This window comes from Microbacterium phyllosphaerae (assembly GCF_017876435.1).
Classification (GTDB): Bacteria; Actinomycetota; Actinomycetes; order Actinomycetales; family Microbacteriaceae; genus Microbacterium; species Microbacterium phyllosphaerae.
Genome location: NZ_JAGIOA010000001.1, coordinates 702,627 through 721,677, shown reverse-complemented (window position 1 = coordinate 721,677; position 19,051 = coordinate 702,627). Strand labels below are relative to the sequence as shown.

The following is a 19,051-nucleotide window of genomic DNA, read 5'->3' as shown; positions in this document are numbered from 1 at the left end:
GCAGTCCGGCCGGATGGTGGTCGCGGATCCCGGATGGGTTGATGCCGATGCCGGATGCCGATGCCGGCGCCAGCGGCCGCGCCTTGGCCGATGTCGGTGTCTGTGCGTAGGATCGGCGGCAGCGAACACCCTACGTGAGGAGACGACGATTTCAGCCCTGGAGATCAGCGAGAAGCCTCTGCCCTATGTCCGCCTCGCGACGCTGACCGAGAGCGTGTCGACGCAGCCTGAGGTCGCCCCCGTCGTCGGGCCGCTGTTCGACCGGGTGGCCGACGCACTGCTGGCATCCGGGGCGACCCTGGGTCTGCCGATCGCCGAGTACGACATGGACCGGCACGGCGTGCGCATCACGGTGGGCTTCACCTATGACGGCCCCGCGATCGAGGGCCTTGTGATCGTGGAGCTGCCCGCCGTGGAGTCGGCTTTCAGCGCCACCCATCACGGGTCCATGGCGACCATCGACGACAGCTGGCGGGCGGTGAACGACGCGATCACCGAGCGGGGAGTCACTGCGGTGGGACCATGCCGCGAGGTCTATCTGCAGTCGGAATCCGAAGACCAGGCCGACTGGATCACCGAACTGCAGCAGCCGGTCTCCGCGAACTGAGCCGGTCGAGCGGCGGGTGGTTCGTTCGTTCGGTCGGTCGGTCGGTCGGTCGGTCGGTCGGTCGTCAGAGGATGCCGGTGAGGGCTGCGATGCCGACGAGCACCGAGACCAGGGCGAGCACCAGGGCGATCGCGATCAGCACGGCGTGCACCTTGAGGAAGGTCGTGGCCTTGCCGTCGGCATCGCGCGCCCGCGGGTCGGTCGCGACGCGCTTGTGAAAGCGGGGCCACACCAGCACGTTGAAGGCGGCGTTGAGGAAGAGGACGACAGCGAGGGCGATCACCCCTCCACGGTATCGCCCACGGCATCCCTCCCCCGCCATGCGCACCCGAGGCCCGGCACCGGCACCGGCACCGGCACCGGCACCGGTGACCCGTCCTCCGTCCGAATGCAGGAGACCAGCACGAACGCAGGACGAAACCTCGGTTTCGCTCCTGAACTCGGCCCTTTCTCCTGCTTTCGGCACGCTGTGACGCCCCGCCCCCGGAGCACAGACCGATATTCCGGAAAACTGACCGAGTCCATGTATCACCAAACCCTTGCCGTGCTCCTTACTGGTGTGATCACAATGGGACTCATGATCGACGGCGCACCCGACGGCGCCGCCCTCGATCCTGCACCGGACGACGGCGCGGCACGCTGGAGGCGAGCCGCCGACTTCTTCGACGCATGGCGAGACGGCGACAGCCGCGCGATGGACGACCTCGTGCGGCTGATGACGCCTGTGCTCTGGCATGTCGTGCGCGCCTACGGTCTCGAGCGCACACTCGCCGAAGACGTCATCCAGACGACCTGGCTGCAGCTGGTGCGCGGACACCTATCGATCGCCGATCCGAAGGCCGTTTCAGCCTGGCTGACGACCACCGCGCGCCGCGAGGCCTGGCGGGCGGGCAAGGCGCACAACCGACTCGACACGACAGAGGCGGATGCTCTCGACGCACTGCTCCCCGAGCAGGCATCTGCCGAAGAGCACGCCGCCGCCGGCGAGGAGAACCGCCGACTCTGGTCTGCCGTGCAGCGCCTCGCCGAGAGGTGTCAGCGCCTGCTGCGCGTGATCGCCTTCGAGGAGCGACCGGACTACGCCCGACTCGCCGCCGACCTCGGAATGGCCGTGGGCAGCATCGGTCCGACGAGGCAGCGCTGCCTGGCGAAGCTGCGCGACCTGCTCGCCGCCCCGACACCACGGACGGGAGGCACCTCATGAGCGAGAACGACGGCAACAACGGCGGCGACAACCACGAGGATGCCGAGCTCTTCGCGCACCTGCGCTCGCTGTGGCGCGACGTCGACCCGATGCCCGCCGCACTGATCGATCGCATGATCGCGGCCGTCGCGACCGAGGGCCTATCGGCGGAGTACGCGCTGCTGACCCTGGTCGACCAGCCGCTCGGCGCGGTGCGCGGAGACGCGGATGCGCTGACTCTGCAGTTCAGCGACGGCACGACGAGCATCCTCCTGCACGTCACGGGCACCGCGAGCGGCACGCATCGCATCGACGGCTGGGTCGACACGGCGGCCGGCCTGATCGAGCTCGCCCAGGGCGAGCGCATCCGCACGACCACCGCCAGCGACACAGGTCGCTTCGTGTTCGACGACGTGCCCGACGGGCTCACGCTCGTGCGCCTCACCACGACGGTCGGCGACGAACAGCGCACCCTGTCGACTCCGCAGTTCGAGTTGTGATCCACCGCGGGGCGACCCGCTCACACCGCGGGCCCGCCCGCACACACCGCAGGGCAAGTCCCGCACCTCGCAGGATTCCCCGCACAGGACGCGGGTCCGCCCGCGAGGAGAGGACCGACGATGGAGCAGCCCAAGGGGTGGAGCTGGCAGGACCGAGCGGAAGGATCGATCCGTCGAGGGACGGCGCTGGATCCGTCGGTCGAGCCGGTCGACGGCGTCCGTGCGTTCCCGACCGCGTATCTGCAGGAGCGTCTGCTGATCACGCAGGACCAGATCGACAACGGGCAGGAGGCCTACGACCGGGAGATCCGCGCGCTCCGGGAGGCGGCCGGGTCGTTCGGCTGGAATCTCGACATCGAGTCGCCCGGCGCGGTGCGCTCCGCCGACCAGCTGGTGCCCGGAGTGCCCGGGTTCCTCCGCGCGCACCTCACGACGCCCGACGAGCCGACACGCGGCGAGTCCCCCGTGCCCCCGGATGCCTGGCGCGTGCTGCAGCGCGCTCGACGCAGCACGGGAACCCCGATGCCGAGGACCAGCCTCGAGCACGTGCTGTCGATCGACCCTGTCGGGCTCAATCCCTTCAGCCGCACGAATCCCTTCAGCCGCACCAACCCGTTCAGCCGCACCAACCCGGTGCGGGGCGCGGGAGGCGCCGGTGGCAGCGACGACTACCTCGAACCAGGACGCGGCGCGCGTCAGCCGGTCGCCTGGCTCGGCCCCTCCCCTCAGCGCACTTCCGCTCCGAGGCGTGGTCGTCGCCCGGTCGTGGCGGTGCTCGACACCGGATGCGGCGTACACGACTGGCTGCCCGACGACATCGTCACTCGGCACATCGAGCTCGACGGGGTGCCGGTCGGACTCACCGACGACGCCGACCCCGAGCGCTACCCCGATCTCTACGGGCAGCTCGACGGGGAGATCGACGCGGTCGCCGGGCACGGCACGTTCATCGCCGGCATCATCCGGCAGACGGCGCCGGAGGCCGACATCCTCTCGATCCGCATGGCCGGAGCACTCGGGGTGATCGACGAGAGCACGTTCCTCACCACCGTCGCCCAGGTCGTCGAACTGCTGCGCCGGCACCGCGAGAACCCGAAGACGGGGCATCCGATCGACGTGCTCAACCTGTCGCTCGGGTACTACCACGAGACCCCGGTCGACGGTCAGTTCAGCACGACGCTCAACGCCCTGCTCACCAAGGCACGCGAGCTCGGCTGCGTGGTCGTGTGCTCGGCGGGCAACGACGCGATCGACCGGCCGTCGTTCCCGGCATCCCTCTGGCCCTGGCCGGGTGCCGACAACGGCATCCCGCGCGACAAGGACGCCCCGCACGTCTCGGTCGGCGCACTGAACCCCTCGGCGCGCTCGGTCGCGCTCTTCTCGAACGTCGGTCCGTGGGTGCAGGTATATGCGCCCGGGGCGGCCGTGGTCAGCACCTCGCCGGCGTTCGTCGGCGGCGAGCAGGCGATGACGAGAGCAGACGTCGACGGTCTGCGCCGCGAGACGATCGATCCCGATGACTACCGTGGCGGTTTCGCGATCTGGAGCGGCACGTCGTTCGCGGCACCGTACGTCGCCGGTCGCATCGCCGCACAGCTCGGCACGGTGCCTCCGCAGGGCGTGACGGCGGATGCCGCGGCCAAGGCCGTCGCCGCCGTGCTCAAGACACTGCCGTCACCGGTCGAGCGGGGGTAGACGCGGTCGGGGGTGGATGCGTGCGGATGGCTGGAGAAATCACCGACGGCCGACAGAACGGGCCCGAATCGTCAGCCATCCGTGCATCGTCCAGCCACCTCGCCGGATCTGCGCACAGATGGATGCTCAGATCACGGATGCAGGTCGAGTTCGCCGATCTGAGCCTGCATCCGTGATCTCGACATGCATCCGTGCGCGAGCAGACCGCAGACCGGACCTCGGATGCCGTCACAGACCTTCCCTGAGACGCGACCGACCGGCATTCTGGTTGGATGCCCCTGTCTGCGCGCGAGCTGCACCAGCGCGGCGTCGACGCGGCCAACTCCCGGCGGTTCGCGCAGGCGCGGCGTGCGCTGGCTGCGGCATCCGCCCGCACGGATGACGACGACCTGCGCGCCCGCATCGACGGCACCCTGGCGTACGTGCTCGCCCAGACGGGTGAACCAGCCGAGGCCGAGCGGCTGTCGCGCGAGGCACTGGCACGACCCGGGCTCAGCGCCGAGACCATCGCCCTCGCGAACGGGCAGCTCGGCACCCTGCTCATGCACGGCGGCCGACTCGATGAGGCCGACGTGTTCCTGACGAAGGCGATCGACGGCCTCGACGAGGGGTCGATCCAGAGCGCGAACCTGCTGATGAGCCGGTCGATCGTCAGCATGCAGCGGCATCGCCTCGACGACTGCACCGCCGATCTGCAGCGCGCGATCACCGCCTACGAGGCGCACGACCAACAGGAACCGCTCGCCGAAGCCCGCCACAATCTCGGCTATGCGGCCCTGCTCGGCGGCGACCTCGTCGCGGCGCTGGGGCTCATGACGAGCTCGCGACCGATCCTCGCGGCCACCAGCGACCTCGCCGCAGCGATCAGCGACCTCGACCGGGCCGAGGTACTGCGCGATGCGGGTCTCACGACCGAGGCCGAGGAACTGCTCGGCGCGGTCGCCACGCAGTTCGGCGCGCAGCGGATGCGGCAGGCGCGCGGCGAAGCCGAGTTCCACCTCGCCCGGTCCCTGCTCCGGCATGACGCCCCCGCCGCGGAGCGCGCCGCCTCGACAGCGTCGCGCCGATTCGCCGCCCTGGGCAGCGAAGGCTGGGCCGCTCGTGCCGAGGCCGTGCGTCTCGAGGCCCGACTGCGCGCCCGCCCGACGACGCCACCCGTCGCCGACGAGTTCGCCCGCACCGCGGAAGCGCTAACCCGGGGCGGGTTCCGCACCGAGGCCGTCGCCCTGTCGCTCACGGCACGTCTCGCCGACGGAGGACGGATGCCTCGGCTCACCGCCGACGCACCGACGCCGCTCCGGCTGCGGGCCCACGAGGTGCGCGCCGCACGAGCATCCGCTGCGGGGCGTCACACCGAGGCCCGCCGCGCCGCCGCCGAGGGCCTCGACCTGCTCACCGCCTGGCAGCAGTCGTTCGGCGCCCTCGACCTGCAGGCATCCGTCGCGATGCACGGCACCGAGCTGATGTTCACGGGGCTCGCAGCCGCGGCCCGTGCGCACGACCCCGAGGTGCTGTTCGACTGGTCGGAGCGCGCCAGACACCTGAGCCAGCAGGTCGCTCCCGTGCGTCCCCCGCACGACGCGGACCTGTCGTCCGACCTGGCCGAACTGCGGATGCTCCGCGCCGACCTCGCGGGTTCGGATTGGACGACCGATGCGCGCGTGCGCGAGCTGCGCGACCGGGTGCGCGACCGGCAGTGGTCGTCGACCGGGGCCGGTGGCAGCCGTGAACGTCTGGGTCTGCTCGAGACCCAGGCGCGTCTCGATGACGAGACAGCGATCCTCGCCTACGTGTTCACCCGAGAAGAGCTGCTGTGCGTCGTGGTGACGGCATCCGGCTCGTCGATCGTCGAGCTGTCGCTGCCGCGCATCGAGGCCGCACTCGACGGCCTCCGCGCCGATCTCGATGTCGCGGCTCTCACGCATGCCGGCCCGATGGCGTCGGTCGTGCAGCGGTCGCTCGATGAGAGGCTGCGCCTGCTCGACGACGCCCTCCTCGCGCCGGCGCGGGCTGCGGCAGGTGGGACGGTTCGTCTCGCGCTCACCGTGCCCGGCATCCTCGGCGGCATCCCCTGGGCGATGCTCCCCGGCATGCGCAGAACACCCTTCACGATCGCCACCTCGGTGTCGCGCCTGCTCGGCGACTCGGGTCAGCGCACGACGTCGCAGAGTGCATCCACCGCCGGTTTCGCCGCCGGCCCCCGCGTGGCTCGTGCCGACGAGGAGGTGCGCCGAGCGGCGTCGGCCTGGAGCAGCGCGCGGGTCGTGACGGGCGACGAGGCCCGCGTCTCGGCCGTGACCGAGCTCGCCGCGCAGGTCGACGTGCTGCACATCGCCGCGCACGGCCGCCATGCCGTCGACAATCCCCTCTTCTCGGGCTTCGAGCTCGCCGACGGCACCCTGTTCGGCTACGACGTCGACCTGATCCCGCACGCGCCCGACACCGTCATCCTGTCGGCGTGCGAGTTGGGTCGTTCCTCCGTCCGCTGGGGCGAGGAGGCGCTCGGCATGACGCGGGTCTGGCTGCACGCGGGCACGCGGTGCGTGATCGCGGCCCCCGTCGTCGTGGCGGACGACGTCGCCTGCGAGCTGCTCGGATCCGTGCACACCCAGCTCGCCAGGGGCGTCGCTCCCGCGGTCGCGCTGGCCGCAGCATCCGAATCCACCGGGCTCACTGCCCCGTTCCAGTGCCACGGAAGCGGCCTCTGAAAGAATTTCTCCAGTCGATGTATCAGAACATCGACACCCCGCTCCTTATCTGCAGAAGGTGCCACGCGGAGGGCTTCGGAAACGAAGCGCGAGGGAGGCGCAGTCGAATTGGGGAAACCCTCGTGCACTGGGGAGTGTGAGGGAACGACAGACACCATCTGCTCCGGGGATGTCGCGAGAGGTCGCGGCATCCCCACCAGGAGTTCAGCAGAACACGACCGCGGGGATCAGGCGGTCAGCACCTCGTAGCCGGCTGCGCGCAGGCCGGCGAGCGAGGCGGCGTCCGCGCCGTCGTCGGTGAGGAGAACGGGGAACAGCTCCGCACCGCCGACGGCTGCGAACGCGACCGTGCCGAGCTTGCTGCTGTCGGTGACGACCACCGCCCGGCGGGCCCGCTCGGCCATCATGCGGTTCACGGCCGCCTCCCGCTCATCCTGGGTGGTGGCGCCGGCGTCGGCATCCATTCCGTTGACACCGATGAAGGCGATGTCGAGACGCACTCCTCGCAGCAGCTGCTCGACGAACGGGCCGACGAGCTCGTAGCTGCGCGAGTGGATCACGCCTCCGGTGACCACCACTTTGATGTCGGGGCGGGTCGCGAGCTGGGCGGCGATGTTCACCGCGTTGGTGACGACCGTGATGCCGGGGCCGGCCGCGAGGTCATCCCTCGCGGCGAGCGCCGCGGCGATCGCCGTGGTCGTCGTTCCGCCCGAGAGCCCGACGACCATGCCGGGGGCGACGAGTGCGGCGGCGGCCTGTGCGATGCTCTCCTTCTGCTGCGACCGCTGATGGCTCTTGTAGCGGATCGGCAGTTCGTAGGCGACGGAGTGGGCGACCGCGCCGCCGTGCGTGCGGGTGAGCAGGCGCTGCTCGGCGAGCGAGTCGAGGTCGCGGCGGGTGGTGGCAGCCGAGGCACCGAACCGCTCGACGAGCTCGTCGACGTTGACCTCGCCGTCGGCGGCGAGCAGGTCGAGGATCGCGTTCAGGCGAGCGGCGCGCTTCATGTCACCATCCTGCCCGGTTCGCGCAGTTCACCCCGCCACCTCGACGGTCTCGAGGGCGAACAGCCGCAGCATCCGTGCGGCCTCGCCGGCGAGCGCGTCACGGGCAGGCGTCAGGTACTTGCGAGAGTCGACGAGCATCTGGTCGGCGTCGAGCGTCGAGCGGATCGCCCGGGTGAAGAAGCCGTTCAGGTGGGTCGAGACGTTGATCTTGGTCATGCCCGCCCGCACCGCGTCGGCGATCACGGCGTCCGCGACGCCCGACGAGCCGTGCAGCACGAGCGGCACGTCGAGCGCGCCGTGCAGTCGCGCGATGAGGTCGAGGTCGAGGGATGCCGTGCGATCGGTCATCGCGTGCGACGACCCCACCGCCACGGCCAGGGCGTCGACTCCCGTCGCGGCGACGAACGCGCGCGCCTCGTCGGGGTCGGTGCGCACTCCCGGCGCGTGAGCGCCGTCCTTCCCGCCGACCTCGCCGAGCTCGCCCTCGATGTAGACACCCGCGTCGTGCGCGCGCTCGGCGACGGCCGCGGTGATCGCGACGTTCTCGTCGTAGGGCAGCGTTCCGCCGTCGAACATCACCGAGCCGAATCCGAGGGCGATGGCCTCGTCGACGAGCTCGGGCCGCTCGGCGTGGTCGAGGTGCACAGCCACGGGTGTCGCGGCCCGACGGGCGATCGCGAGGGTCGCCAGCGCTATCGGCTCGAGTCCGCCGTGATAGTCGGCGCAGTTCTGCGAGATCTGCAGGATCACCGGCAGCCCCGACTCGTCGGAGGCGCGCACCAGCCCCTCGGCGGTCTCGAGGTGGATCACGTTGAACGCGCCGATGCCGGTGCCGCGCGTCGCGGCATCCGTCACCAGCTCGCGGGCGGAGACCAGGGTCACAGACGTTCCTCTCGAACGGTGGGGATGAAGGGGCCGACGACGAGGCGCTGTTGGAGCGCGACCCACTCATCGGAGATCTCGCCGGCGAGCGGCATGAGCACGGCGGCGGCCGACCAGGCGGTCGCTCGGCGGAGGATCGTCTCGGGGTCTCGGATGCCGTCGGCGAAGAGCACCGCGCAGGCAGCCACTCCGGCATCGCCGGCACCGGTCGGGTTGCCGGCGAGAGGGGCATCGAGGCGCGCGTGCAGCACCTCGGATGCCGTGACCGCGAGCATGCCCTCGGCGCCGAGCGACAGCAGCACCATCTCGACCCCGCGCTCGAGGAGCGACCGAGCACCCTCGATGGGGTCGGCGAGGCCCGTCGCCTCGACGAGTTCGGCGGCGTTCGGCTTGACGACGGATGCTCCTGCATCCGCCGCGAGCAGCAGAGCGGGGCCCGAGGTGTCGACGATCACGGGAACACCTGCATCCCGCGCCGTGCCGATCAGCAGAGGCAGCAGCGTCTCAGGAGCACCCGGCGGCAGACTGCCGGAGATCACCAGCACCTGCGCGCCGGGAAGGGCATCGACGACCTCGCCGAGCAGCGCCGCCCACTCAGGATCGGTGGGGTTCACACCGCGCTCGTTCACGATCGTGGTGTCGCCGAGCTCTCGGTCGACGATCGCGATGCTCTGCCTCGTGGCACCGACCACCGGCACGAGCCGATGCGGCACTCCACTGGCCCCGAGCTCGGCGGCGAGTTCCACCCCGGCGCGACCGCCGGCCGTCGAGACGGCGAGCACCGAGGCGCCCTGGGCGTGCGCGACGCGCGCGACGTTGAGGCCCTTGCCGCCCGCACGGGCCGCACCGGCATCCGCTCGATGCGTCTCGCCGAGGGTGAGCCGATCGACGTGCCAGGTGAGATCGAGCGCCGGGTTGGGGGTGACGGTGAGGATCATGCGAGCTCCCTTGCGCGCAGGGCCGCTCCGAGGATGCCGGCGTTGCCCGACAGCTCGGCGGGCACGAGTTCGGGGATGCGGTGGAAGCTCAGCCGCGCGGCGAGGCGCGCACGCAGCTCGTCGAAGAGCGCGCCTCCTGCACGCGAGAGGCCCCCGCCGATCACGACGGCTTCCGGGGCGACGACCGCGGTGAGCTGGGCGAGCGAGAGGGTCAGCGCGTCGAGTGCCGAGTTCCAGATCTCGGAGGCGACAGGATCGCCGGCCGCAGCACGTGCGATCACGTCTTTCGCGCCGTCGGGCGTGATCCCGGTCGCCTCGCGGTAGCGGCGCGCGATGGCCCCCGCCGAGGCGACGACCTCGAGGCATCCGCGGGCGCCGCAGGCGCACACGGGCCCGTCGGCGATCGGCGAGTGACCGATCTCGCCGGCGTAGCCGCCGGCTGTGTAGGGCTCTCCTCCCACGAGCAGGGCGCCCGCGATGCCGGTGCCGATGACGAGCACCACCGAGTTCGAGTAGGCGCGGGCGCCGCCCAGGCGATGCTCCGCCCAGCTCGCTGCCCGCACGTCGTGGTCGAACGCCACCGGAAGACCGAGCTTCGCCGACGCGAGATCGCGCAGCGGGGAATCGTGCCAGCCGAGGTTGCTGGCGAAGACGCCGAGCCCGGCATCCGCGTCGACGATGCCCGGCACCACGAGGCCGACTGCCCGGGGCACGACGTCGGGGTGGTCGGCTCGCAGCTCGGCGGCGAGCACACCGAGGCGCTCGATGAGCACCTCGGTGCGGTCGCCGTCGGCGACGGGAGTCGGGGTGCGTCGCAGGCCCAGTGCCGTGCCGTCGGCGTCGAACAGCGCCGATTTGATGTCGGTGCCGCCCACGTCGAACGCGAGCACGGGCGCACCTGCGCCCAGCGTCCGCGCGACGGCGAGCCGCTCGCCCGACGCGTCACTCACGACATCGGCGATGCGCTGCGCATCCTCAGGCCTGGTCATCGACTGCTCCGCAGGTGGGTCGGGTCATGCATCCAGGATGACGGATCGCGTGAGGTTGCGAGGCTGGTCGGGGTCGAGGCCGCGCGCGACGGCCCGGTCGAGTGCGACGCGGTGCAGGCGCACGAGGTCGGCCAGGGGATCGATCGGATGCTGCACGAAACGCGCCCCCGTGGCCTCGACCTGCGCGGCCAGACCCTCGGGCGCCTCACCGAACTGCCAGGTGACGCGACCCGGCGCGGCGATCGCGATCGGACCGTGGCGGTATTCCATCGACGGGTACGACTCGGTCCACGACTGCGACGATTCGCGCATCTTCAGTGCGGCCTCGTGCGCGAGGCCGACGGTCCAGCCACGGCCGAGGAACGAGTACTGCTCGGCGTCGCGGAGCTCGTCGTCATAGTCGGCGGCGAGCACGGCAGCGGCATCCTCGATCGCACCGGTGAGGTCTTCACCGAGCGACGCCCGGAACAGCGCGAGCGCGGTCGTCGCGAAGCGGGTCTGCACGACCGACTTCTCATCGGCGAAGGGCAGCAGCACGGCCTCGTCGACGAGAGGGACGAGCGGCGAGGTCTCGTCGCCGATCACGCCGATCGTGGGCACGCGACCCTTGATGCGGTCGACCAGTTCGAGGACCTCGGTCGTGGTGCCCGAGCGCGTGAGCGCGACCACGGCGTCATAGCCGCGGTCGACGAACGACTCGGAGGCGGCGAAGGCGTCGGTCTCACCCTGGCCGGAGGTCTCGCGGAGGAACGCGTACGACTGCGCCATGAACCACGAGGTGCCGCAGCCGACGACGGCGATGCGGGCTCCGGATGCGGGCAGCAGTGCCTGTGCATCGCGGAGATCGGCGGCGCGAGCCCACGTCTCGGGCTGCGAGGTGAGCTCTTCGCGCATGTGTGCGCCGGGCAGAAGTTCGGTCATGTCGGGCCCTCCGGACCAGATGTTGCAAGTTTGTGATTGTTTAGGTGCTGATTCGATCATAGTATTTCGACACAAGGAAATGTCGCAAGGTTCCTCTTGATTTGTTTATTCTCCTGACAAATAATCGAACAAGTTCCACCGCCCCTCCGGCGACCCGGTCCATGGAGGGTTCTCCGAGCCGACCCGGCTTGACCGATCGCCCAGCCACCAAGGGAAGGCGATCACACGCACCGTCGCGTGAGTTGTGCTTGCGACTGTGCACCACCTACACAGTGAGGAATGCAATACACATGAAGAAGTCACTGCGATTCGGCGCCGTTGCCCTGGCGGCAACCGCCACGCTCACGCTCGCTTCGTGCGGGTTCGGCGGCTCCACCGGAAGCGGCGGAGACGCCGAGGGCGAGACCACTCTCAACCTCCTCGTCCCCAGCTACTCCGACGCCACCAAGGGCCTGTGGGAAGACGTGATCGACGGGTTCGAGAAGGAGAACCCCGACATCAAGGTCGACCTCGAGGTGCAGTCGTGGGACAACCTCGAGAAGGTCGTCTCGACCAAGATCCAGGCCGGCGAGGCTCCCGACATCTACAACGGCGGCCCGTTCGCCGGGTTCGTCGGCGACGAGCTGCTCTACCCGGTCGATGACGTCGTCTCGGAAGACACGTACTCCGACTTCCAGGACGCGTTCCTCGCGAACGCCGAGGTCGACGGCACCGCCTACGCGCTGCCGCTGATCGCCTCGGCGCGTGCACTGTTCGTCAACAACACCCTGCTCGACCAGGCCGGCGTCGAGGCGCCGAAGACCTGGGACGAGCTGCTGGATGCCGCGACCAAGGTGTCGGCACTCGGCGGCGGCGTGGCCGGATACGGCATGCCCCTCGGCTCCGAAGAGGCGCAGGCCGAGGCCGCCGTGTGGCTGTGGGGCGGCGGCGGCTCGTTCGGCGATGCCTCCGAGATCACGATCGACACCCCCGAGAACCTCGTCGGTGCCGAGCAGATCAAGAAGATGATCGACGCCGGCGCCACGCAGGCAGACCCCGGTTCGACCCAGCGCTCGCCCCTGATGGACATCTTCATCCAGGGCAAGATCGGCATGCAGGTGGGTCTGCCGCCGACGGTGGGCCAGATCGAAGAGGGCAACCCCGAGCTCGACTACTCCATCGTGCCGATCCCGACGAAGGACGGCTCGCCGTTCACGCTCGGCGTCATGGACCAGCTGATGGCGTTCCAGAACGACGGTGACAAGCAGGAGGCGATCACCAAGTTCTTCGACTACTACTACTCGGCCGACGTGTACGTGCCGTGGGTGCAGGCCGAGGGCTTCCTTCCCGTCACCAAGTCGGGTGCCGAGCAGCTCGCCGGCGAGGAGGCTCTCAAGCCGTTCCTCGACGTGCTGCCCGACGCACAGTTCTACCCGTCGACGAACGAGAAGTGGTCGGCCACCGACGGCGCCTTCAAGTCGCTGTTCGGCCAGCTGCAGACGAAGTCCGCGCAGGATGTCCTGACCGAGATCCAGGCACAGGTCGACGCGGGCTGAGCCCCGCCGACGGAGAGGTTCGGATATTCCATGAGCCAGACGAAAGAATCCTCGAACCTCGCGGGGGCGGCCACCGGCCGCCCCCGCACCCCGGGCCGCCGATCCGGCGCCGCCCGCGGCAAGCCCGGCGGAAAGGACCTGCTCCAGGCGCTGCCCTGGATCGCCCCCGCCCTGCTCCTCATCATCGGCGTGGTGCTGTTCCCCGCCGGTGTGATGTTCTTCAACTCCACCCGCGACATCTCGCTGTCGGGCCTCGACAAGGGCTCGGTCGGCTTCGACAACTTCGTGACGGTGTTCACGTTCGCCGAGTTCTGGCCGATCATCTTCCGCACGGTCGTCTGGGTCGTCGTCGTGGTCGGCTTCACCGTGATGATCTCGCTGGGCCTCGCGCAGATTCTCAACAAGGCCTTCCCCGGCCGACAGATCGTGCGCATGGCCGTCATCGTGCCGTGGGCGGCATCCGTCGTGATGACGACCATGGTCTTCTATTACAGCCTCGAGCCGTACTTCGGAGTCTTCAACAAGTTCCTGTACGACATCGGGCTCTCCGATGACGCGGTCGGCTACGGGTGGACGAAGAACCCGGCGACCGCCTTCGCGTGGTCGATCGTGATCGCCGTCTTCGTCTCGCTGCCGTTCACGACGTACACGATCCTGGCGGGACTGCAGACGGTTCCGTCCGACACCCTCGAGGCCGCGAAGATGGACGGCGCCGGAGCGACCCGCACGTACTGGACCATCGTGCTGCCGCAGTTGCGCAGCGCTCTCGCGGTCGCCGTGCTCATCAACATCATCAACGTGTTCAACTCGCTGCCGATCCTCAAGGTGATGACGGGCTCGATCCCCGGCTACGGCGCCGACACGATCATGACGATGATCTTCAAGTACATCGAGCTGCAGAAGAAGGTCGACGTCGCGAGTGCGCTCTCGGTCGTGGCCTTCCTCATCGTGATCGTGATCGTCGCGATCTACGTCAAGGCCGTCAAGCCCATGAAGGAGGTCTGATCATGACCCTGACCGAGACCGCCCTCGTCACGACCGCCGGAGACGACGCCGCTCCCCGCATCCCGGGCCGCAAGCGCCGATACACCGAAGACCAGGTGACGCTGCCCCGCGTCATCCTGCGCATGGCCGCCGGCATCCTCGTGCTCGCGATCTTCGTGCTGCCTTACCTGATCATGTTCTTCGGCTCGGTGAAGACCAAGCCGCAGATCCGCTCGGTCGACCCGACGTACCTCCCGACCGAGTGGCACTGGGAGAACTACATCTCGATGTGGTCGACCCCCGAGACGCCGCTGCCGTACAACCTGATCTCGACGATCATCATCGCCGTGTTCGCGACGCTGCTGGTGCTCGTGGTCTCGCTCCCCGCGGCGTACTACACCGCCCGGTTCAAGTTCCCCGGTCGCATGGTGTTCCTGTTCCTCGTGATCGTGACGCAGATGCTGCAGCCCGCCGTGCTCACCTCGGGTCTGTTCCGCCAGTTCACGACCCTGGGACTCGGTGACACGTGGGCGGCGATGATCTTCATCAACGCGGCGTTCAACCTCTCGTTCGCGGTGTGGATCATGCACTCGTTCTTCGCCGGCATCCCCAAGGAGGTCGACGAGGCCGCCCAGATCGACGGCGCCGGGCGCTTCACCGTGCTGTTCAAGATCAACCTGCCGCTCGTGTGGCCGGGCATCGTGACCGCGATCGTCTTCACGTTCGTGGCCTGCTGGAACGAGTTCGCCGCATCGCTCGTCATCCTCTCCACCGACAAGAACCAGCCGCTCTCGGTCGCGCTGACGAAGTTCGTGGGTCAGTACGAGACCAGCTGGCAGTACGTGTTCGGCGTCTCGATCGTCGCGATCCTGCCCGTCGTCATCCTGTTCATGCTGATCGAGAAGCGCCTCGTCGGCGGCCTCACCGCTGGCAGCGTGAAGTAGACCCCGCGGTATCGATGCGGAGCGCCACCCCGGTGGCGCTCCGCATCGCTGTCTCCGGGCGGACTGCAGCGTTCAGGCTCGTTCCGGTCGCACTTCGTGCCGCCATTCGCGCTCACAAGCGGCTCGAAGTGCGACCGGAACCGACACGAGCGCGGAAGCGCGCAGCGTCAGTCGTGAGAAGCGGATGCCGCGCGCAGCTGCGCCGGGCTCCAGCGCACGCCCAGCGCGCTCGACAGCGCCACCTGAGCGACCCCGGTGGAGATCGAGGCGTCCGCATCGGCGTACCGCACGGGCACGTTCGCCGTTCCGGTGGCGGTGTAGTCGATCTCGGCCTGCACGAGACGGAGGAACCGATCGCCGAGCGCGCGCGCCGGGCCGCCGATCACGACCTCGGCGGCGTCGAGCACCGCCGCGATGAGCTTGATCGTGCGCGCCAGTGCGCGTGCGCCGTCGGCCAGCCGCTCGCTGTCGGCGGTCGCGGCGAGGGCCTCGATCGCCCGGTCGTCGAGCGCGTCGTCGAAGGTGTCGCCGAACATGGCCGTCATCGATGCCACCGACTCCAGGCACCCCTGTCGTCCGCAGCGGCAGGGGCGTGCGGCGTCGCCGAACTGCACCTGCACGTGGCCGATCTCACCGGCGCGGTCACGGGGTCCGGGGGCGAGTTCGCCGTCGAGCGTGACCGCCGCTCCGATCCCGGTGCCGATGTGGATGAAGAGGCGGTACCCCGACGACTCCTGCTCCCTGGCGGACTCGGCGATCGCCTCGGCATCCACGTCGTTGACGAGCAATACGGGCACGCCGAGCAGCGCCTCGAACCGATCGGCGAGAGCGACGTCGGTCCAGCCGAGCTGCACGCTCTCAAAGACGCGTCGGCCGTCGGTCGTGCCGGGGAGCTGCACACCGGCGACGAGCAGACGGTCGCGGTGTGCGGCCGCGATCTCGGCGAGCGCGTCGTCGAGCATCCGATCGCGGGACTCCTCCGAGTACGCGACCCTGCGCGTCTCGACCTCGGCGCCGTCGAGACCGACCAGCGCGATGCGCGCGTCAGTCGGCCGGACCACGAGCACCAGGATGAGGTGATGAGCAGCGTCGATGCTGAGCGTCGTCGCCCGCTTGCCCCCGGTGCTGGCGGCCTGGGCGCCCTCGGCGATCAGCTGGAGATCGATGAGCTCGGCGACGAGAGACGAGGCGGTGGCCGCCGTGAGCCCGGTCGCGCGAGCGATGCCTGCGCGCGTCTGCGTGCCGGGTTCACGGAACACGAGCTGCAGCGCCCGCCGCAGGTTGGCACGACGAACCGACGCCTGCGTGTCGAGTGCGTCGTCGCCGTTCAGCATGGAGCCGGTCCCGTTGTCGGAATTGATTGACAGACCAGGGGGTTCTGCGTACCCTCGGTCATAGTTTATTCAATAAACTTAGTTCGGTCCCCGGGCGGGTGAGTGCTGCACACACTGTCACTCGCCCGGAAGGCCGGCTCATCGCCCCTCAGCGGCTTCCGTGTGATGGCGGATCACCTCGGCCACCACGAAGTTGAACCACTTCTCGGCGAACTCGGGGTCGAGATGCGCATCCTCGGCGAGTGCCTTGAGGCGCGCGACCTGCTGCTCTTCGCGGCCGGGATCGGATGCCGGCATCTCATGCTCGGCTTTCAGCTGCCCGACCTGCTGCGTGGCGCGGAAGCGCTCCGCGAGCATGAAGATGAGTGCGGCATCGATGTTGTCGATGCTCGAGCGCAGTCGGAGGAGTTCAGCCCGGGGATCTTCGGCGGCGGTCATGCCCCCTACTCTACGGAAACACGGGGCTGAACGACCCCATGCGACAGCGCGGATGCTCCCCGGTCGCGCCGCTGTCGAGCGCTATCGTGAGCACATGAGCCGAGAAGAGCAGGAACCGTCGTCGAGCGCGTCCGCTGCCGCATCCGCCCCGTCCCCGACCTCGGAGTCACGGGTGTCGGCACCTGCCGAGACCGCCGGCGACTCAGCCGTCGTCGGTGAATCCGAGTCCCCGACCGTCGTCACGACCGCGCTCGTCGACCAGACAGTGTCACAGGCTCCCCGCACTGGCGTCGTCGAGCCGATGACGCCGAGCCGCTCGTTCTGGACGCGCATCGACCGCCCGTTCGTGTTCGGCTTCCTCGTGACGCTCGGGGGCCTCGCGGCGCTCGTGCTCGGCCTGGCCGTCGCGAACCTCTCGACCGTTCTCATCTACATCGCCCTCGCGCTCTTCGCCGCACTGGGACTCGATCCGACCGTGCGCTTCCTCGAACGGCGCGGGCTGTCTCGGGCCATCTCCGTGGTCGTCGCGATCCTCGGGCTCATCGTCGTGGCGGGCCTCGTGGTGTGGATGGTGCTGCCTGTCGTGATCGAGCAGATCGCGAGCTTCATCCGGTCGGTGCCCGGCATGATCCAGGAGTTCATGCGCAGCGACATCTACGCGACCCTCGAAGACCAGTTCGGCGACCAGTTCGAATCCCTGGTCACCGACGTGCAGAAGTTCCTCACCGACCCCGGCAACATCGCCGCGATCGGCGGAGGGGCCCTGCAGGTCGGTGCGTCGATCGCGAATGCGATCTCGGGCATCATCGTGGTGCTCGTGCTCACGCTCTACTTCGTCGCGACCCTGCCCTCGATCAAGACGGGAATGCTGCGTCTCGCTCCTGCCCGTGACCGCGCTCGCGCAAGCGACATCACCGACCAGATCACCGACTCCGTCGGCGCCTATGTCATGGGGATGGTCGTGCTCGCGTTCTGCAACGCCGTCCTCACCTTCCTGCTCTATCTCTTCCTCGGCCTGCCGTTCCCTCCGCTGATGGCGACCGTCGCGTTCTGCATCACCCTGATCCCGCTCGTCGGATCGGTGATCTTCTGGATCATCGGCAGTGGGCTCGCGCTCTTCAGCGATCCGGTAGCGGCGCTCGTGTTCGCCCTCATCTACGTGGTCTACATGCAGATCGAGGCGTACGTCATCACTCCCCGCGTGATGAACAAGGCCGTCGCCGTTCCCGGGGCGCTCGTCGTGATCGGCGCGCTGGCCGGCGGCACGCTGCTCGGCCTGCTCGGCGCCCTCGTGGCGGTGCCGGTCGCCGCATCCATCCTCATCATCATCAAGCAGGTGCTGATCCCGCGGCAGGATGCCCGGGTCTAGCCCGCCCCGAGCCGGCTCCCACCACCCCGCACACGCGAAGCGCCCGGCCCCCTCAGGGACCGGGCGCTTCGCGTGAGGCGACTCGGATCAGACGAGGTCGTTGTCCTCGAGCCACTTCTTGGCGATGTCGGCCGACGACTGCTGGTCGACCGTGCTCAGAACGTTGAGCGCGACGAGCTCCTCACCGGTCAGCTTGGCGCTGATGGCGTTGAGCACGTCGGACACGTCGTCGGCGATGTCGCTCGAGACGATCGGCACCACGTTCGACGAGATGATGAGGTTCTCGGGGTCTTCGAGCGCGACGATGTCTTCGGTCTCGAAGGCCGGGTCGGCCGTGTAGATGTCGGCGACCTGGATCTGGCCGGCGAGCAGCGACTCGAGCGTGGTCGGGCCGGTGGCCGAGAACGCCAGGTCGACGCCGTAGACCTCCTTGGCCTTCGCCGGGCTGTACGGACGCTGCTCGAACTCGGGAGCCGCGCCGATCGTGACCTGAGAGGTCACCTTCGACAGGTCGCCGATCGTCTTCAGGCCGTTCTCCTCGGCGAAGCTCTTCAGCACCGTGTAGGAGTCCTGGTCGGTCGCCTCGGCGAAGTCGAGGGCCGTCAGGCTCTCGGGCAGAGCATCCTGCAGAGCCGCGTAGACGTCGTCAGGGCTGGTGACGTCGACCTCGTCGTCCGAGATGTACTCGAGCAGGCTGCCCGTGTACTCGGGGAAGACGTTGATGTCACCGGACTCGACGTCGGGCATGTACGCGTCGCGCTGGCCGATGTTGAGCTTCTTCTCGACGTCGAAGCCTGCCGCCTCGAGCGCCTGGGCGTAGATCTCGGCGATGATCTCGTTGGAGTAGTACGCCTGCGAGCCGACGACGATCGTGTCGCCGCTGCCCGAGCCTTCACTCGAGTCGGACGACTGCTCGTCGAGCGGGTTGCTCGACGAGCAGGCCGACAGGGCGAGTGCTGCCGCGGCGACCAGGCCGACGGCGAAGACAGAACGCTTGCCTCGTGCTGTGAACATGGACTT

The 19,051-nt window shown here is 69.2% G+C and carries 18 protein-coding genes; 9 read left to right on the top strand and 9 right to left on the bottom strand.

The window, feature by feature from the left end; all coding sequences use genetic code 11:
• Window positions 1-13 precede the first annotated feature (13 nt).
• Complete coding sequence (locus JOF42_RS03490; protein WP_210096579.1) at window positions 14-607, top strand: GyrI-like domain-containing protein; 594 nt, start codon at window positions 14-16, stop codon at window positions 605-607.
• Window positions 608-671: 64 nt separating this feature from the next.
• Here the strand turns inward: JOF42_RS03490 and JOF42_RS03485 are convergent, their stop codons facing one another.
• Window positions 672-890 (bottom strand): SCO4848 family membrane protein, encoded by a 219-nt coding sequence (locus tag JOF42_RS03485; protein ID WP_307803530.1) that lies wholly within the window; start codon window positions 888-890, stop codon window positions 672-674.
• A gap of 294 nt (window positions 891-1,184) precedes the next feature.
• On the opposite strand from JOF42_RS03485, the gene JOF42_RS03480 reads away from it, so the two are divergent.
• The 4 genes from JOF42_RS03480 (at window position 1,185) to JOF42_RS03465 (ending at window position 6,693) form a co-directional block, all read left to right on the top strand.
• Window positions 1,185-1,811 (top strand): RNA polymerase sigma factor, encoded by a 627-nt coding sequence (locus tag JOF42_RS03480; RefSeq protein ID WP_245340711.1) that lies wholly within the window; start codon window positions 1,185-1,187, stop codon window positions 1,809-1,811.
• On the top strand, window positions 1,808-2,290 hold the full coding sequence (locus tag JOF42_RS03475) for a hypothetical protein (RefSeq protein ID WP_210096576.1): 483 nt from the start codon (window positions 1,808-1,810) through the stop codon (window positions 2,288-2,290). The genes JOF42_RS03480 and JOF42_RS03475 overlap by 4 nt, the downstream gene beginning before the upstream one ends.
• A 120-nt stretch (window positions 2,291-2,410) precedes the next feature.
• Window positions 2,411-3,985: a S8 family peptidase gene (locus JOF42_RS03470; RefSeq protein WP_210096575.1), complete on the top strand. Its 1,575-nt coding sequence runs from the start codon at window positions 2,411-2,413 to the stop codon at window positions 3,983-3,985.
• A gap of 272 nt (window positions 3,986-4,257) precedes the next feature.
• The gene (locus JOF42_RS03465) at window positions 4,258-6,693 is read left to right on the top strand and encodes a CHAT domain-containing protein (RefSeq protein WP_210096574.1); all 2,436 of its coding nucleotides are present in this window, start codon (window positions 4,258-4,260) and stop codon (window positions 6,691-6,693) included.
• Window positions 6,694-6,920: 227 nt separating this feature from the next.
• Here the strand turns inward: JOF42_RS03465 and JOF42_RS03460 are convergent, their stop codons facing one another.
• Genes JOF42_RS03460 through JOF42_RS03440 form a run of 5 tightly spaced genes read right to left on the bottom strand, consistent with a single transcriptional unit; the run spans window position 6,921 to window position 11,427 of the window.
• Entirely contained in the window at window positions 6,921-7,697 is a 777-nt protein-coding gene (locus JOF42_RS03460; RefSeq protein WP_210096573.1) for a DeoR/GlpR family DNA-binding transcription regulator, read from the bottom strand.
• A 27-nt stretch (window positions 7,698-7,724) separates the two neighbouring features.
• Window positions 7,725-8,579 carry a class II fructose-bisphosphate aldolase gene (locus JOF42_RS03455; protein WP_210096572.1) on the bottom strand — a complete coding sequence of 285 codons (855 nt, stop codon included), beginning with the start codon at window positions 8,577-8,579 and terminating at the stop codon, window positions 7,725-7,727.
• Complete coding sequence (locus tag JOF42_RS03450; protein ID WP_210096571.1) at window positions 8,576-9,517, bottom strand: 1-phosphofructokinase family hexose kinase; 942 nt, start codon at window positions 9,515-9,517, stop codon at window positions 8,576-8,578. Before JOF42_RS03450 ends, JOF42_RS03455 begins: the two co-directional genes overlap by 4 nt.
• Window positions 9,514-10,506 (bottom strand): ROK family protein, encoded by a 993-nt coding sequence (locus JOF42_RS03445; RefSeq protein ID WP_210096570.1) that lies wholly within the window; start codon window positions 10,504-10,506, stop codon window positions 9,514-9,516. Before JOF42_RS03445 ends, JOF42_RS03450 begins: the two co-directional genes overlap by 4 nt.
• Window positions 10,507-10,530: 24 nt before the next feature.
• Window positions 10,531-11,427, bottom strand: a complete 897-nt coding sequence (locus tag JOF42_RS03440) for an SIS domain-containing protein (protein ID WP_210096569.1) — start codon at window positions 11,425-11,427, stop codon at window positions 10,531-10,533.
• A 290-nt stretch (window positions 11,428-11,717) separates the two neighbouring features.
• Between JOF42_RS03440 and JOF42_RS03435 the strand changes: the two genes are divergently transcribed.
• From JOF42_RS03435 to JOF42_RS03425, 3 genes are read left to right on the top strand one after another with little or no spacing between them, the layout of a single operon-like run.
• Window positions 11,718-12,962, top strand: coding sequence for an extracellular solute-binding protein (locus JOF42_RS03435; protein ID WP_210096568.1), 1,245 nt, complete (start codon window positions 11,718-11,720; stop codon window positions 12,960-12,962).
• 30 nt (window positions 12,963-12,992) lie between these two features.
• The gene (locus JOF42_RS03430) at window positions 12,993-13,967 is read left to right on the top strand and encodes a carbohydrate ABC transporter permease (protein WP_210096567.1); all 975 of its coding nucleotides are present in this window, start codon (window positions 12,993-12,995) and stop codon (window positions 13,965-13,967) included.
• A 2-nt stretch (window positions 13,968-13,969) separates the two neighbouring features.
• Window positions 13,970-14,890 carry a carbohydrate ABC transporter permease gene (locus JOF42_RS03425; protein ID WP_210096566.1) on the top strand — a complete coding sequence of 307 codons (921 nt, stop codon included), beginning with the start codon at window positions 13,970-13,972 and terminating at the stop codon, window positions 14,888-14,890.
• Between the two features lie 167 nt (window positions 14,891-15,057).
• Here the strand turns inward: JOF42_RS03425 and JOF42_RS03420 are convergent, their stop codons facing one another.
• Together JOF42_RS03420 and JOF42_RS03415 are read right to left on the bottom strand one after the other, a co-directional pair.
• The gene (locus JOF42_RS03420) at window positions 15,058-16,224 is read right to left on the bottom strand and encodes an ROK family protein (protein ID WP_210096565.1); all 1,167 of its coding nucleotides are present in this window, start codon (window positions 16,222-16,224) and stop codon (window positions 15,058-15,060) included.
• A gap of 138 nt (window positions 16,225-16,362) precedes the next feature.
• Window positions 16,363-16,662, bottom strand: a complete 300-nt coding sequence (locus JOF42_RS03415; protein WP_042541193.1) for a chorismate mutase — start codon at window positions 16,660-16,662, stop codon at window positions 16,363-16,365.
• Window positions 16,663-16,756: 94 nt separating this feature from the next.
• On the opposite strand from JOF42_RS03415, the gene JOF42_RS03410 reads away from it, so the two are divergent.
• The gene (locus tag JOF42_RS03410; RefSeq protein ID WP_245340710.1) at window positions 16,757-18,031 is read left to right on the top strand and encodes an AI-2E family transporter; all 1,275 of its coding nucleotides are present in this window, start codon (window positions 16,757-16,759) and stop codon (window positions 18,029-18,031) included.
• A gap of 87 nt (window positions 18,032-18,118) precedes the next feature.
• Here JOF42_RS03410 and JOF42_RS03405 read toward each other — a convergent pair whose 3' ends face one another.
• The gene (locus JOF42_RS03405) at window positions 18,119-19,045 is read right to left on the bottom strand and encodes an ABC transporter substrate-binding protein (RefSeq protein ID WP_210096564.1); all 927 of its coding nucleotides are present in this window, start codon (window positions 19,043-19,045) and stop codon (window positions 18,119-18,121) included.
• Window positions 19,046-19,051 lie beyond the last annotated feature (6 nt).